13 protein-coding genes are annotated in these 14654 nt (G+C 64.3%); 6 read left to right on the top strand and 7 right to left on the bottom strand.

The window, feature by feature from the left end; genetic code table 11:
• Positions 1-396 precede the first annotated feature (396 nt).
• From CN97_RS19820 to CN97_RS08375, 7 genes are all read right to left on the bottom strand, one after another.
• On the bottom strand, positions 397-732 hold the full coding sequence (locus tag CN97_RS19820; RefSeq protein WP_051911082.1) for an IS66 family transposase: 336 nt from the start codon (positions 730-732) through the stop codon (positions 397-399).
• Between the two features lie 472 nt (positions 733-1204).
• Positions 1205-1597: a nuclear transport factor 2 family protein gene (locus tag CN97_RS08400; RefSeq protein ID WP_051911081.1), complete on the bottom strand. Its 393-nt coding sequence runs from the start codon at positions 1595-1597 to the stop codon at positions 1205-1207.
• Entirely contained in the window at positions 1572-2498 is a 927-nt protein-coding gene (locus tag CN97_RS08395; protein ID WP_051911080.1) for a hypothetical protein, read from the bottom strand. The genes CN97_RS08400 and CN97_RS08395 overlap by 26 nt, the downstream gene beginning before the upstream one ends.
• Before the next feature lie 34 nt (positions 2499-2532).
• Complete coding sequence (locus CN97_RS08390) at positions 2533-3495, bottom strand: VOC family protein (protein WP_051911079.1); 963 nt, start codon at positions 3493-3495, stop codon at positions 2533-2535.
• A 73-nt stretch (positions 3496-3568) separates the two neighbouring features.
• The gene (locus CN97_RS08385; RefSeq protein WP_035709810.1) at positions 3569-4138 is read right to left on the bottom strand and encodes an NADPH-dependent FMN reductase; all 570 of its coding nucleotides are present in this window, start codon (positions 4136-4138) and stop codon (positions 3569-3571) included.
• 43 nt (positions 4139-4181) lie between these two features.
• Entirely contained in the window at positions 4182-5009 is an 828-nt protein-coding gene (locus tag CN97_RS08380) for a fumarylacetoacetate hydrolase family protein (RefSeq protein ID WP_035709807.1), read from the bottom strand.
• An 82-nt stretch (positions 5010-5091) separates the two neighbouring features.
• On the bottom strand, positions 5092-5790 hold the full coding sequence (locus CN97_RS08375) for an FCD domain-containing protein (protein WP_035709805.1): 699 nt from the start codon (positions 5788-5790) through the stop codon (positions 5092-5094).
• Between the two features lie 816 nt (positions 5791-6606).
• Here CN97_RS08375 and CN97_RS21445 point away from each other — a divergent pair.
• From CN97_RS21445 to CN97_RS08340, 6 genes are read left to right on the top strand one after another with little or no spacing between them, the layout of a single operon-like run.
• Positions 6607-6693, top strand: a complete 87-nt coding sequence (locus CN97_RS21445) for a potassium-transporting ATPase subunit F (protein ID WP_035709801.1) — start codon at positions 6607-6609, stop codon at positions 6691-6693.
• A gap of 10 nt (positions 6694-6703) precedes the next feature.
• Positions 6704-8389, top strand: coding sequence for a potassium-transporting ATPase subunit KdpA (gene kdpA / locus CN97_RS08360; protein WP_035709791.1), 1686 nt, complete (start codon positions 6704-6706; stop codon positions 8387-8389).
• A 57-nt stretch (positions 8390-8446) separates the two neighbouring features.
• Positions 8447-10471 carry a potassium-transporting ATPase subunit KdpB gene (gene kdpB, locus CN97_RS08355; protein WP_035709790.1) on the top strand — a complete coding sequence of 675 codons (2025 nt, stop codon included), beginning with the start codon at positions 8447-8449 and terminating at the stop codon, positions 10469-10471.
• A 10-nt stretch (positions 10472-10481) separates the two neighbouring features.
• Entirely contained in the window at positions 10482-11060 is a 579-nt protein-coding gene (gene kdpC / locus CN97_RS08350) for a potassium-transporting ATPase subunit KdpC (RefSeq protein WP_035709788.1), read from the top strand.
• Between the two features lie 8 nt (positions 11061-11068).
• On the top strand, positions 11069-13759 hold the full coding sequence (locus CN97_RS08345) for a sensor histidine kinase (RefSeq protein ID WP_035709786.1): 2691 nt from the start codon (positions 11069-11071) through the stop codon (positions 13757-13759).
• A complete protein-coding gene (locus CN97_RS08340) occupies positions 13756-14457 on the top strand; it encodes a response regulator (RefSeq protein WP_035709783.1) in 702 nt (233 codons plus the stop codon). Before CN97_RS08345 ends, CN97_RS08340 begins: the two co-directional genes overlap by 4 nt.
• The last annotated feature ends 197 nt before the right edge of the window (positions 14458-14654 follow it).

Genomic DNA, 14654 nt, shown 5'->3' with positions numbered 1-14654 from the left:
CGTCGCGCCTCGGTCGTAGCGGGTGGCAGCGCGGCACCATTCCTTCAGACGCCCGATTATGATCTTGATCCTGTTGCGCCGTTTGTAGCGGAATTGGTCATGCTTTATAGATTTTTCGCGAGACTTTGTGTCGAGGATACATGTTCTTACCTCCGCTTAAGGTATCTCTGAACTCGTGTTGATCATTCCCGTCTTCGGAAGACCCGAGCAAAGACGCGGCCGTCACTCCACCGCTCCTAACAGTTGCATATTTTCCGGGATTACCCATTCCGTGGATGCTTCCCCCATTCGTATCGTAAGGGGTCTCGGGCAGCGCCGTCAGATCGGCCTGACCGCGCAGGAGGTCGTCGAGGCAGCTTCGTGAATGGCCGTTAGCGACGGCTACGAGGGTTGTTTTCAGATGGGCGATAGTTTGGCACCGTTGATCTTCCAGGTCTCTAGCAGGAAGGCGATACAGGCGATGCCGCCTGCTTTGTGATCGGCGGAGAACGCATTCTTTCGATTAGGGGCGATAGGTCGCTTCAGATTTGCGATCCAGCTGGAGCCGATCTCGATGCGGCCGTCGGTCAGGAAAGTCTGCAACCCGCCCCATCGGTTGTGGAGGCGTGTCAACTTTTCGCCCCGCCGGGATTTGGCGGAGATTTTCCGGCGCGGCGCCCGCTGCCAGTCACCGAAGGCGGCAACCAGTGGTGCAGTGCGAGTCTGGCGGGCCAGGAGGCGCTGGCCGGGCAAGATACTGCGGATGTTTGCTTCGACGGCATGTACTTCGGCAATCTGGCGCAGGCCCGCGCGGCAATCTCCGAACCATCGCGGTCGAAGGCCTCGTCAGCTTTCACCGGGCAATGGGCCATCCGAATAAGGGCACCCCCCTCGCGCGATGGTTTGATCAGCCGGTTATAGCGGTCCAACCATCGATATGGAAGATATCGGGGCTGAAGCCGCGCTGTTGGCTTGCCCGCCATAGCGACCGCCGAAAGCTCCGGCCCGGACGGGTCCAGACCGTGGAAGTGCAACCCATTTAAGGCGGCACGCGACCATCCAGTCCAATGCGGTTCAACTGCCCACGAGATCCCATCAACCTGTTGGACTTCCGGACGAGGGGCAAACACGCCTTCAATGACGGCATTGGCTTTTTCCCTGCCCTGCTGCGGCGATCTTTGACCATGCCAGATTTCAGAGTTGGCGAGCCTGTAGCGCGAACCGCTCAGCGTTTCAGAGGGGTCGGTGAGAAGGCAAGGAATCGCCATTCATCCGCGCGCATTGCCCAGACACTGGTGCAGACATTGTCGATGACGCGGTCTTGACCATTCACCGTGGCGCGTGCCCACATCGACCCCACCAGAACGAGCACATCTCCACGGCGGATCACCTGCTCTGTCACCGGTCGCAGTTCGTGATACTGGAAAAACCCCGCGCGCAGCTTGTCCAGGTAGCTGGCCTTGCTGTCTCGGTCGCCGAAGGAATGCGTGTAGGACAGATCATCGTCCAACATTGCGTCCAGCGCAGTAGCGTCGCCGGCCTGCATGGCGCGATAGCGCCGTGCTTCCAGCTCGTCGGCCAGCGCCCGATCCTCAGGCGAGGAGGAGAAGATCGTCATGCTCGTCCACTCCGCAGCAGGCGGTGAAGTGCTGGATCCATTCCAACGAGGGCAAGGCACCCCACTGGTTGACCACGCGCCAGTTCGACAAATTCTCCCCGGGATCGGCGACGCGGGTGGGCAGATCCAGATCCTGAATCACCTCCATTTCCGCGATGCATTCGATGAGGAAGCCGGAACGGTCGACGTAATACAGGAACAGGTTGTCGCCCGCACCATGCCTGCCCGGCCCCCAGAGCAGCCGGCGGTTCTCGACGCCGAGTTCATCTGCAATGCCCTTGAGGCCGTCGAAATTCTTGAACTCCCAGCTGATGTGATGGACCCCGGTGTTTCCCTTGACCGCAGCGAGCGTGTGATGGCGGCCATCGGCCGCGCGCATCCACATGATCTCATAGCCCGATGTGCGTTCGGTCAGCAGCATCCCGGTCGCGGCGTGCAATTCTTGCGAAAAGGTCACCGGATCCCTGGCCGCGAAATTGACATGGTCGAGGAAACGCGGATGCACGCCGGGCCCATGATAGCGCAAGGGCTGATCCAGAGGCATCGGGGTATGGACCTCGATGGCATGGCCTTCGCTGGTCAGGAAGGTCACGCCCTTGCTGATACAGTCCAACGAAGGCCGATCGGTCAGGATTTTCAGCCCGGCCTTGCGGGCCCGGACAGCGACCTCATCCACCGCTTCGGGCGTGACGGCTTCCAGGCCGACGCGGCGCAGGGTGTTGGTGGCCGCAGGATACAGGATCATCTCGGCCCGTCGCTGGTTCGACGTCAGCATGATCCGCTCGCCCTCGCGCGCGCTGATGCGTGCACCGGCGATGTTGCAGGTGTCCTTGGCCGCAGCCTCGGGATCGGTGACGTTCAGGGCGACATAGCCAAGACGGAAAACCAGTGGTGCAGGCATGGGCTCCTCCTCTTCCCATGGCGAATCCGGCGTTCTAGTCCGCGTCGGATTCGTAGTTATGGACGAAATCGGCGGGCATTTCGGGCCCCCAGAGATAGATGGAATCCTCGCCCGGATAGTCTCCGGCCTGCCAGTCGCAGTCGTGCGGGATATAGTCGATGTCGGCGGAATATTCGGAATAGCTGCCCCAGGGATCGCGCACATAATGGAAGTAGTTCGAGCCGAGGACATGCCGCCCCATGCCCCAGCCGTGCGAATAGCCCTTGTCGGCCATCTGCATCGCGCCCTTGCCGATTTCATTGATGCCGCCCATGTCCCAGCTGCAATGGTGCAGCCCCGGGGCGGATGACTTCGCAAAGGCCAGCAGATGGTGGTCCGAGCCGTGGATGCCGTGCATGAAGCAGATCACATCGCCCGAGCGGTCCGAGAGCCGCAGCCCCAGCGCCCGAGTGTAGAACGCGATGGCTTTCGGCACGTCCGGCGTGAACAGCAGCACATGCGCCAGCCGGCGCGGCCGCACGATGGGTGCCTTCGAGCGCATCGGTGCCGCCGCCACCCCGCCGGGTGTCGAGCTCAGCGAGAACGGGGTCTTTGCATCGGGCGAGGTCTTTTCGGCGATCTTGACCTCGATCAGCACGCCGAACGGGTCGTGAAACCAGAACCCGTTACTGTCGAAGCCGCGCGGCGCATCCATCAGCCGCACGCCCATCTGCTCGATCCGTTGGCGCAGCGGTTCGAAATCCTCCTCGAACACGGCTAGAGACAGGTGATTGAGCTGCTTTCTCGGCCCTTCTGTCAGGCTGAGCCAACGGTGATCCGAGCCGAAGGTATACAGGCCAAGCGTGTTGCCTTCCTCGCGTATGTCCAACCCGAAGGCGCGATAGAAATCGTCGGCGACCCTCAGGTCGGGCACGCGCATGGTAAAGGTATCCATCGAATGGACGCCCAGTTCTCCCGGTCGCTTGGTGGCGGCAATCCTTCCGGTGATAGCGGTCATCTTTCCCCCTCCTTTCCATGCGGGAAGGTGCCCGCGCATGGCCTCGGTCAAAAATGAACCGGTCGCGGCGTGGTCAGGCTGCCGCGCGACGGGCCTTCAGAATGCCGCCGAGATCGGCCAGCGCATCCAGCGTCTCGGTGGTGGCGGTTGTCTGGGTAGGGTTGGCGTGGAAGCGACCTTCCTCGTCGCGCTGCTGGGCATAGAGCGGGCAGACCACACCCTGCACCAGCGGCACCATGCGCAGCGCGATGGCAACGCGGCGGAGGTCCTCGACGGCGCGGGCAGCGCCCGAGATGCCGCCATAGCCGACCGCGGCCATCGGCTTGCCCGCCCATTCCGGGCCAAGGTAGTCCAGCGCGTTCTTCAGCGCGCCGGGCAGGGAATAGTTATATTCTGTGGTGACAAAGACATAGGCGTCTGCGCGCTGGATCAGACGGCTGAAGGCGCGGGTGTGTTCGTGGGTGTATTGCTGCAGCCGGGGGTGGTTCGGCTCATCCATGATCGGCAGCGCGATTTCGGCCAGGTCGACGCGCTCGACGGTGAAGCGGCGGTCACTTCGGGCGACGCCCTCGAACCATTCGGCGACCGAAAGCCCGCCCCGCCCCTGACGTACGCTGCCGATAATGATCTGCAGGTTCAGCATCTTGCCCCTCCTCCCAAAGGGTTACGCCGCCCGGTTGTGCCTGTCAGGCCGCCTCGTCCACGACCGGATTGCGCAGCGTGCCGATGCCCTCGATCTCCACCTCGACCACGTCGCCGGGTTTCATGAAGAGCTTCGGCGTACGCGCCCAGCCGATCCCGGCCGGCGTACCAGTGACGATGATGTCGCCTGCCTCAAGCGTGATCGCTTCGCTGATGATCGAAATCAGATCGGCCACGGGAAACAGCAGGTCATCGGTCGAGGCGCTCTGCACCACCTCGCCGTTCAGGCGGGTTTGCAGCCTCAGCCCCTTGGCACCATCCGGCAGTTCATCCGCCGTCACGGCATAGGGCCCGAAAGCGCCGGTGTCGTCGAAGTTCTTGCCAACCGTCCATTGCGGCGCCTTGAACTGGTAGTCACGCACCGAACCGTCATTGAAGATGGAGTAGGCGGCGACATGGCTGGTCGCTTTGGCTTTGGGGATGTTGCGGCCAGTGGTGCCGATGATGGCGACCAGCTCACCCTCGAAATCCAGCTCATGCGAGATGCGCGGCCGCACGATGGGGTCGCCATCGGCGATCAGGCTGGTGGTGAAGCGCGGGAACAGCGTTGGATAGTCCGGCGCGTCGTAAGGGCTTTCGGCGGCGTGGTCGGCATAGTTCAGGCCGACGCAGATGATCTTGCCGGGCTTCGGCAGCGGCGGCAGCAGCTTGACGCCGCTCATATCCAGCACTGGCGCGGCGCTCACCCGCTGATCCAGGTCGGGCGCATCGATGGCACCAAGCAGGTCCATCGGCCCCAAATCGACCCACTCCGCCCCGCGCATCGCGGCCACACCCTGCGTCCCCGCCTTCTCATAGGTCATGAGCTTCATGTTTTTCCTCCCGGCATGGGTGAATCATTCGTTATCAACTTGATGCCACAACAATTATCGCAAATCAATATATTTTCGAAAATCAATCATCGAATCCGCTTCCCTGTAGATCATCCCCTGAGAGAATGATGTCGACCGTCCGGGCCAGATGGGCGCGGATCATCTTGTCAGCCTCGTCGATGCGGCGTGAGACCACAGCATCGGCGATGGCCTGATGCTCGCTCAGATGGTCGCGGCCAGCGCTGGGATAGTGATGAGACAGGCGGCGATAGCGGTCGGCGTGGTCGGTAAGCTGCTGGCGCAACAGCAGCAGACGCGGCGAATCGCAGGCGGCGACCAGGCTATCGTGAAAATTGCGGTGCCGGATTTCCCATTCCGGGTCGATATGGCCGTCCGGCGTCAGGCTGTGCCGTTTCGAAAGGGCATGGATCGCGGCAACGATCCCCGCTTCCCATTGATCGTCGCCCCGCTCGATCGAGCGGCGAATTGCCATGGCTTCCACCTCCTGGCGCATGAACAGCAGATCGTCCAAGTCACGCCGCGAGATCGGCGCCACGCGAAATCCCTTGTGCTCCTCCAGCACCACCAGTTTCTCGGCGGCGAGCCGGGTCAGCGCTTCGCGCAGCGGACTGAGCCCGACCCCATAGGTCTCGCGCAGTTCCTCGAAGCGCATCTTGTCGCCCGGCCGGCGGATGCCGTCGACGATGTCGGCTCTGAGCCGCTCATATACCGATGCCATCAGAGACTTGCTGTTTCCCTCGACGGTTTTGGTTACGGTCATCGCCTTGCTTCCTCGAACATCCACTTGAGCCGTTCTTGTTCATCCGCCCCGCATTTGCAAGAAAAACGCGAGTATTATCGGAATTTAGTTATTTTTTCGAAAATTTCCAACGTTACTTTCGCTGGCTGCGCCAGATGTTGATCAAAAGATAGCGGCGACGAAGCCTGAAAGCGTGGCTCTCATGTTGGCGCTCTGTCAGCGTTTCGAAGCGGATGATGGTCGAGGTTCCTCCCAAGCCAATGCTGCGCTTTGCGATACGCTCTGGCAAGCGAAGGCGTTCCACGCATCCAATCAGCTGCCGCCCTCCGGCGTGGAGGGGATGGCGGGCCATGGCGTGACCTTGCCCTCATGACACTCGGTCGGAGGGTGACAGACGATCATCTCTTGCAGCACCTCTCCCCGCGTGCCCATCTGACGAGGCTCTTGCGGGCGGGATCGCCCCGCGGTCTGCCCGCCGACAGGATGCGCGGGCAGACCGCCGCTTCACATGGCGAGGGGGGGTGATTCCCGGCAGCGCCGCGGGGCCTTCATCCCGCACCGGCGCCGATCTCCCCGTAACGGGTTCTCATGCATACTGCAGCGAGGCGACGCGTTAAATCGCACGCGAGTAAAGTCCCGGCGGTGTTCGACTTTACGCGATCTTTATGCTTCCCCGCCGCCTTCCACATATCGCCTTCACGCTGTTCAGAGCGATCACCCCGCAATGACAACTGCGGGAGACTGCGATGGCAGACCTGATCTATCTCGCGCTCGGACTGGCGGGCTTCGGCCTTTTCGCCAGCGCCGCGCGCCTCATTGAGCGGATGTGAGAGCGGAATGTTCGACATCATCCTTGGCCTCGCAGTCTCTGCGGGGATTTTCGGCTTCCTCCTCCTGGCGCTGATCCGCCCGGGCCGGTTCTGAGGGGACGCTCATGCAAGACCTTCTCGGATACGTTCTCTTTTGCGCGGTGCTGACCGCTGCGGGCTGGCTTCTGGCCGGGTTCATGGCGCGCCTCTATGCGGGAGATCGGGTGCTGCTCTCGCCGGTGCTCAGACCGGTCGAACGGGCGGTCTACCGGCTGGCAGGCATTCGCACCGAGGTTACGCATGGGTGGAAGACCTATGCGCTGGCGGTGCTGGTCTTCAATCTCGCGGGCTTCCTGCTGCTTTACGCGATCCTGCGATTGCAGGGCGTTCTGCCGCTGAATCCCGACGGTATCGGGCCCATGTCCCCCGACCTGGCCTTCAACACCGCGATCAGCTTTGTCACCAACACCAACTGGCAGGCCTATTCCGGCGAGGCGCAGTTGAGCTACTTCGCGCAGATGGCCGGACTGACGGTGCAGAACTTCACCTCGGCCGCGACAGGGATGGCGGTGGGTCTCGCCGTGATCCGCGGCTTCACCGGCGAAACAGGCGCGGTCCTGGGTAATTTCTGGGCCGATATGACACGCTCGGTCCTTTATGTGCTGCTGCCGCTCTCCATCCTGCTGGGCTTGGCGCTGATCCTGCAGGGCGTACCACAGACCCTTCTTGGCGCCGCGCATGTGACCACCCTGGAGGGCGCGGATCAGTTGATCGCCCGCGGTCCAGCGGCGGCACAGATCGCGATCAAGCAACTCGGCACCAATGGCGGCGGTTTCTTTGGCGTGAACTCGGCCCATCCCTTCGAGAATCCCACGATCCTGTCGAACATGGCGCAATGCCTGTCGATCCTTCTGATCCCGGTGGCGTTCTGCTTTCTCTTTGGTCGGATGGCGAAGGACGCGCGTCAGGGATGGGCGATCTATGCCGCCATGGGTGTCATGTTCCTGATCGGCCTGATCGTGATCTGGTGGGGCGAGACGGGCGGCAACGCGGCGCTTGGCCTCGGCACCAACATGGAGGGCAAGGAGCAGCGCTTCGGCGCGGGCCTGTCGGCGCTCTGGGCGGAAGTGACCACGGCGGCCTCGAACGGGTCGGTCAATGCCATGCATGACAGCTTCATGCCGCTGTCGGGCCTTGTGCAGATGGTCAACATGATGATCGGCGAGGTCATCTTCGGGGGTGTCGGCGCCGGGCTTTACGGGATGTTGCTCTACGTCGTCCTCGCTGTCTTTCTGGCCGGGCTGATGGTCGGGCGCACCCCGGAGTATCTTGGCCGCAAGATCGAGGCGCGTGAGGTCACGCTGGCGATGCTCGCCTTCCTGTCGATGCCGCTCGGGATCCTTGTGGGCGGGGCGATCTCCGCCACCGTGCCCGCGGCGGTGGCCTCGGTGCAGGAGCCGGGGCCGCACGGGCTGAGCGAGATCCTCTATGCCTACAGCTCTGCCGTCGGCAACAACGGCTCGGCCTTCGGGGGCTTCGGGGCGGCGGCGCAATGGCAGACCACGGCCCTTGGGCTGCTCATGCTCCTTGGTCGCTATGCGATCATCGTGCCGATGCTGGCGATTGCCGGATCGCTGGCGGCGAAGAAGCGCGCAGCCGTCACCTCGGGGACATTCCCGACGCATGGGCCGCTGTTCGTGACGCTGCTGGTCCTGACCGTGACGATCCTCGGGGCGCTGACCTTCTTTCCGGTGCTGGCGCTTGGCCCGATTGCCGAGCAGACGGCACTGACCTCCGGGCAGAGCTTTTGACTCCTGTGCGGCCCGTCAGGGGCCGCGTCTTCCCCAACCAGTTCAGGCACTACAGCGATGTCCACCTCTTCCTCCGCCCTTAGGGGCCTTTACTCGGCGGCGCTGAAGGCCGCCTTCACCAAGCTGCGTCCGCGGGCGCTGATGGGAAATGCGGTGATCTTCGTCACCGCCAGCACTGCGGCGCTGACCACGGTGCTAGCTCTCCGCGACCTCGCCCTTGGCGTGACAGGCTGGGGCGTGAGCCTTCAGATCGCGTTCTGGCTCTGGGTCTGCGTGCTCTTCGCCAATTTCGCGGAGGCGCTGGCCGAAGGCCGGGGTCGCGCCCGCGCCGACAGCTTGCGCGCCACCAAAGCCGAAACCATGGTGAAACTGCTGGCGCATGAGAACGATCCCGCGCCGAAAGTGGTGCCCTCCTCGCAGCTGCGCCCGGGGCAGCTGGTATTGGTCCAGGCGGGCGATCTGATCCCGACCGATGCCGAGGTGATCCGTGGGGTCGCGTCGGTCGATGAGAGCGCCATCACCGGCGAAAGCGCTCCCGTCATACGCGAATCCGGCGGTGACCGCTCTTCGGTCACCGGTGGCACGCGTGTCGTTTCGGACAGTCTGCTCCTGAGGATAACGGCCGAACCCGGCAAGAGCTTTCTCGATCGGATGATCGCTCTCGTCGAGGGGGCCGAGCGGCAAAAGACCCCGAACGAGATCGCCTTGAACATCTTGCTGGCGGGCCTGACCTTGATCTTCCTGCTCGTCGTCGTAACGCTGGAACCATTCGCCCGCTATTCGGGGATCGTGATTCCGGTCATCACGCTGGCGGCCCTGTTCGTGACGCTCATCCCCACCACCATCGGCGGGCTGCTTTCCGCCATCGGCATTGCGGGGATGGATCGGCTCGTGCGGGCCAAGGTCATCGCCAAATCCGGCCGCGCGGTCGAGGCGGCAGGCGATGTCGATACGCTGCTGCTGGACAAGACCGGCACCATCACCTTCGGCAACCGCATGGCCGAGGCCTTCCTGCCGGCGCAGGGGGTAAGCGAGACGGACCTGGTGCAAGCGGCATATCTCGCCTCGCTGGCGGATGAGACGCCCGAGGGAAAATCCATCGTCGACCTCGCGCAAAGGCTGGTCGCCGGGCTGTCGAGGCAGCCTTCCGCTGGCGGCGAGGCCGTGACCTTTTCGGCCCGGACCCGGCTGTCGGGTGTCGATCTGCCAGATCGCAAGTTGCGCAAGGGCGCGGTCGATGCCGTCGAGCGGTTCACCGGAAGCCGGGCCGATCCCGCGCTGAAGGCCCGGCTCGAGGACATTGCCCGGTCCGGCGGCACACCGCTTCTGGTGGCGGAAGACGAGCGCATCCTTGGGGCGATCCACCTGAAGGACATAATCAAGCCGGGGGTGCGCGACCGCTTTGCCGAACTGCGCGCCATGGGCATCCGCACGGTGATGATTACCGGCGACAACCCCCTGACCGCTGCCGCCATCGCTGCCGAGGCCGGTGTGGACGATTTCCTTGCCGAAGCGACGCCCGAGATGAAACTCGACTACATCCGGCGCGAACAGGCGGGCGGGCGGCTCGTCGCGATGTGCGGGGATGGCTCGAACGACGCCCCGGCGCTGGCGCAGGCCGATGTGGGCGTGGCGATGAACTCCGGCACTCCGGCGGCGAAAGAGGCTGCGAACCTGATCGACCTCGACAGTGATCCGACCAAACTGATCGAAGTGGTCATGGTGGGAAAGCAGTTGCTGATCAGCCGCGGGGCGCTGACGACCTTTTCCATCGCCAATGATGTGGCGAAGTATTTCGCCATCCTGCCCGCGATCTTTGTCGCGGCCTTTCCGGGGCTGGCGGTGCTGAACGTCATGGGCCTGAGTTCGCCGCAGAGCGCGATCCTCTCGGCCGTGATCTTCAACGCACTGATCATCATCGCGCTGATCCCGCTGGCGTTGCGCGGGGTGAAGTATCAGCCCGCAAGTGCCGCGGCCCTGCTCAGGCGCAACCTGTCGATCTACGGGTTGGGCGGGCTGATCGTGCCCTTCCTCGGGATCAAGGCCATCGACATGGCCGTCACCGCGCTCGGCCTCGCATAAGGAGCCTGCCATGCTGAACCAGCTTCGCCCCGCCCTTGTCACCCTGGCGGCCATGACCGCGCTGACGGGGTTTGCCTATCCCCTGGCGATGACCGGCATCGCCCAAGGGCTGGTGCCCGATGCCGCCAACGGCAGCCTGATCGAACGGGGAGGCACCCCGGTCGGCTCGCGTCTGATCGCGCAGGATTTCACGGGCGACACCTATCTGCATCCGCGCCCCTCGGCGGCGGCCTATAGCGCCATGCCCTCTGGCGCCTCCAACCTCGGCCCGACTTCGGCGAGCCTGCAGCAGGAGATCGCCAATCGCCGCATCGCATGGGAGAGGGAGAATGGCGTCCCCGCCCCCACGGACGCGGTGACCGCGTCGGGTTCCGGCCTCGACCCCGATATCTCGCTCGAAAACGCCCATGGGCAGGCCGCGCGCATCGCCGTGGCACGTGGCGTCCCGGTGAGCGAGGTGACGCGGATCATCTCCGTCCACGCCGAATCCCGCTGGCTTGGCCTCTATGGACAGCCACGCGTCAATGTGCTGCTGACCAACCTTGCGCTTGACGAGGCGCTGCCGCTACCACCTGCTGGCAATGATTGAGAGGTCAGATGTCGTCAGAACCGTCGCGTCCCCAACCGGATGCCCTGCTGATGGAGGCCCGCCGCGACGGGCGGGGACGGCTGAAGATATTTCTCGGCGCCGCGCCCGGGGTGGGCAAGACCTTTGCCATGTTGCAGGCCGCGCGGGATCGCGCGGCCGAAGGCGTCAAAGTCCTGGCTGCGGTGGTCGAAACCCATGGACGGCCCGAAACCGAAGCTATGCTGCGCGGATTCGAAGTCCTTCCGCGCCGCGCGGTCTATCATCAGAACCATATTCTGCAGGAGATGGATGTCGATGCGCTGATCGCCCGCCGCCCCGGCCTCGCCCTGATCGACGAGTTGGCGCATTCCAACCTCTCTGGCAGCCGTCATGAAAAACGCTGGCAGGATGTCGAGGATGTTCTGGCCGCCGGGATCGATGTCTACACCACGCTGAACGTCCAGCATGTCGAGACGTTGAACGATACGGTGGCCCGCATCACCGGCATCCGCGTGCGCGAGACGGTGCCCGATCAGGTGCTGGAGCTGGCCGACGAGATCGAGCTGATCGACCTGCCCCCGGACGAGCTGATCGCGCGTCTGCGGGCGGGCAAGGTCTATATGCAGGATCAGGCGGCGCGGGCGGTATCGAACTTCTTTGCCAAGGGCAATCTGACCGCGTTGCGCGAACTGGCGATGCGCACGGCGGCGGACCGGGTCGATGCGCAACTCAAGCAGCATATGGCGGTCAATGCGATCGAAGGCCCCTGGCCCACGCAGGAGCGCATCCTTGTTGTCCTGCCGGAACAGGCGGTGGGGCGCGATGCCGTGCGCATCGCCAAACGCTCGGCCGACAGGGCGCGGGTCGAATGGCTGGCTGTGGCGATGACCAGCCTGCGGGCGGAGACGCGGCGGGGCGGGGCCGAAGACCCCGGAACCGGCTCCCTTCGTCTTGCCGAACGGCTGGGGGCCGAGGTGACGGTGCTGCAATGCGAGGGCGATGCCGCGCAGGACATTCTCGACTTCGCGCAGAAGCGCAACGTCCGCCGCATCGTCCTGCCGCGTCCCGCCCCAAGATCGCGCTTGCTTCGCTGGCTGGTGCCCAGCTCTCATGATCTGGTTGTCGCAGGGCTGCTGCGCGGGGCGACGCAGTTCGAACTCACCCTTGTCACTGACGAGGAACGCCCCGCCCGCCAGCGCCAGCGTCCGGCGCCGACAAATATCCGCAACGCCCTGCGCATCTTCGGTGTGGTGACGCTGGTGGTCGCGGCGACGACGCTGCTGGCCTTCGCGGCGGACAGGTGGATCCCGGTACTCAGCCTGTCGCTGCTCTATATGACAGCCGTCGTGGCCGTGGCGGCAAAACTTGGACGCTGGCCGTCGGTCGCGGCGGCGCTGCTGAGCTTCCTCGCCTACAACCTGCTGTTCACCGATCCACGTTTGACCCTTCATATCTGGAACCAGGGGCAGTTTCTGACGCTGTTGCTGTTTCTGGCCGCCTCCATCCTGACCGGCAATCTCACCGCGCGTCTGCGGGACCGGGCCGTTGCCCAACGCGCAATCTCTGACCGGACGCGCAAGCTTTACGACTTCTCGCGCAAGGCGGCCGCCGCGGCCTCGGTCGACGATGTGGTCTGGGCGGCGGTCAGCCATGTCGCGGCGGTGCTCGAATGCCAGTCGATTGTGCTGTTGCCGCAGGAAGGCCGGCCCCTGGCGATCGCGGGGGCCTTTCCGCCCGAAGACCGGATGGAGCCGCGTGAAATCTCTGCCGCCGCCTATGCCTTTGAACATGGCGAACCGGCGGGCAAGGGCACTGCCACCCTGCCCGCCTCGCGCTGGCTGTTCCTTCCCTTGGTCGCTTCGGACCGACGGATCGGGGTTCTGGGTCTGGCCTATGAGGACGGGCGTGAACCGGCACCGGGCGACCGGCGGTTGGTCGAAGCACTGGCCGATCAGGTGGCGCTGGCGTTGGAGCGGGTGAAGCTTGCCGACGACCTGGGACATGCCCGCGTGACGAGCGAGACCGAGCGCCTGCGCACGACGCTGCTCTCCTCTGTGAGCCATGATCTGCGCACGCCGCTGGTCTCGATCCTCGGCGCGGCCGAGGGGCTGGGGCAACCGGGTCTGAGCGCGGAAGGGTCACAGATGCTGGTCGAGACGATTCGGGAAGAAGGGGAGCGCCTCGACCGCTACATCCAGAACCTGCTCGACATGACGCGGCTTGGCCATGGCGCGCTGAAGCCGCGCACGATGGCCAGCGATCTGCGAGAACTGGCCGGGGGCGCACGAAACCGGCTCCGGGGGCCGCTCCGCGGGCATCCGGTTACGGTGGCGATCCCTGCCGACATGGCCCCCGTTCAGGTCGAACCCGTGCTGATCGAGCAGGTGCTGGTCAACATCCTCGACAATGCCTGCAAATATGCCGGTCCCGGCAGACCGATCCGCATTGCCGCGTATCAATCGAAGGCCCGTGCGATCCTGACGGTCGAGGATGACGGACCTGGCCTTATGCCCGGGGCCGCGGACAAGGTCTTCGACATGTTCTGGCGGGCCGAGCAGGGGGACGGCGGACAGGCGGGCACGGGTTTGGGTCTTGCCATCTGCAAGGGCATCGTCGAAGCCCATGGCGGCACCATCCTCGCCGAAGCCGTGCATCCCGATGGGCGCGGCACGAGGATCGTGATCGAATTGCCGATGTGGAACCCGGAGGTCTCCGCGTGAGCGACCCTGCAAACAGCCCACCCGCCCGCATCCTCATCATCGAGGACGAGGCGCCGATCCGCCGCTTCCTGCGTGTGGCGCTGGAAACCGAGGGGCATGTGGTGTCAGAGGCGGGCACGGCGCGCGAAGGGATCGCACTGGCCGCGCGGGAGGCGCCCGCCGCGATCATTCTCGATCTCGGCCTCCCGGATGCAGATGGAATTTCTGTGCTGAAGACGGTGCGGGAATGGTCGCAACTGCCGGTTCTGGTTCTGTCGGTGCGCAGCGACGAGGCCGGCAAGATCGCAGCCCTTGACGCCGGAGCGCAGGATTACGTGACCAAGCCCTTTTCCACGGGTGAATTGCTGGCCCGACTGCGGGGCCTCCTGCGCGACCGGGCGAGGGATGCCGCTCCGGCGGTTCTTGAACTGGGCCCCTTGGTGATTGATGCGGCCGATCACCGGGCCAGCCTTGCGGGAGAGGACCTGAAGCTGACCCGCAAGGAATTCGATCTTCTCTGGCTTCTTGCCAGCCACGCCGGGCGGTTGGTTACGCAGGACATGATCCTGAAGGCGATCTGGGGCCCCGCCCATGCCGAGGACAGTCAGTATCTGCGCGTCTACATCCGCCAGTTACGCGTCAAGCTGGGCGACGACGCCGCCGATCCGCGTTGGATCTTCACCGAGCCGGGGGTTGGCTATCGGCTGTCCCACAGGTGATCGGCCTTGAGTCCCGGATCTTGGGGATGACGGCGCATGCGTGTCGGAACACCTCTCCCAGCATCGCCGTCCCCCTCATACCGCAGTCGCGGAAGATCAGAGTTTCGGCGCATTGCAGGCAAGACAGGCATGTTTCTTGCGACAGTCGGGGTGACGCCGCGCGCACAAGCTGATCGGGAAATCCACTGCCCATCCCC

Source organism: Haematobacter massiliensis (assembly GCF_000740795.1).
Classification (GTDB): domain Bacteria; phylum Pseudomonadota; class Alphaproteobacteria; order Rhodobacterales; family Rhodobacteraceae; genus Haematobacter; species Haematobacter massiliensis.
The sequence above is the reverse complement of the archived record's forward strand: the minus strand, read 5'-3'. Positions and strand labels throughout refer to the sequence as shown.

Coding starts and splice junctions, on each gene's coding strand:
- kdpC (WP_035709788.1), top strand. CDS start 10,482: ATGCTGAACCAGCTTCGCCCCGCCCTTGTCACCCTGGCGGCCATGACC.
- CN97_RS08380 (WP_035709807.1), bottom strand. CDS start 5,009: ATGAAGCTCATGACCTATGAGAAGGCGGGGACGCAGGGTGTGGCCGCG.
- CN97_RS08385 (WP_035709810.1), bottom strand. CDS start 4,138: ATGCTGAACCTGCAGATCATTATCGGCAGCGTACGTCAGGGGCGGGGC.
- CN97_RS08390 (WP_051911079.1), bottom strand. CDS start 3,495: ATGACCGCTATCACCGGAAGGATTGCCGCCACCAAGCGACCGGGAGAA.
- CN97_RS08375 (WP_035709805.1), bottom strand. CDS start 5,790: ATGACCGTAACCAAAACCGTCGAGGGAAACAGCAAGTCTCTGATGGCA.
- CN97_RS08400 (WP_051911081.1), bottom strand. CDS start 1,597: ATGACGATCTTCTCCTCCTCGCCTGAGGATCGGGCGCTGGCCGACGAG.
- kdpB (WP_035709790.1), top strand. CDS start 8,447: ATGTCCACCTCTTCCTCCGCCCTTAGGGGCCTTTACTCGGCGGCGCTG.
- CN97_RS08395 (WP_051911080.1), bottom strand. CDS start 2,498: ATGCCTGCACCACTGGTTTTCCGTCTTGGCTATGTCGCCCTGAACGTC.
- CN97_RS08345 (WP_035709786.1), top strand. CDS start 11,069: ATGTCGTCAGAACCGTCGCGTCCCCAACCGGATGCCCTGCTGATGGAG.
- CN97_RS21445 (WP_035709801.1), top strand. CDS start 6,607: ATGTTCGACATCATCCTTGGCCTCGCAGTCTCTGCGGGGATTTTCGGC.
- kdpA (WP_035709791.1), top strand. CDS start 6,704: ATGCAAGACCTTCTCGGATACGTTCTCTTTTGCGCGGTGCTGACCGCT.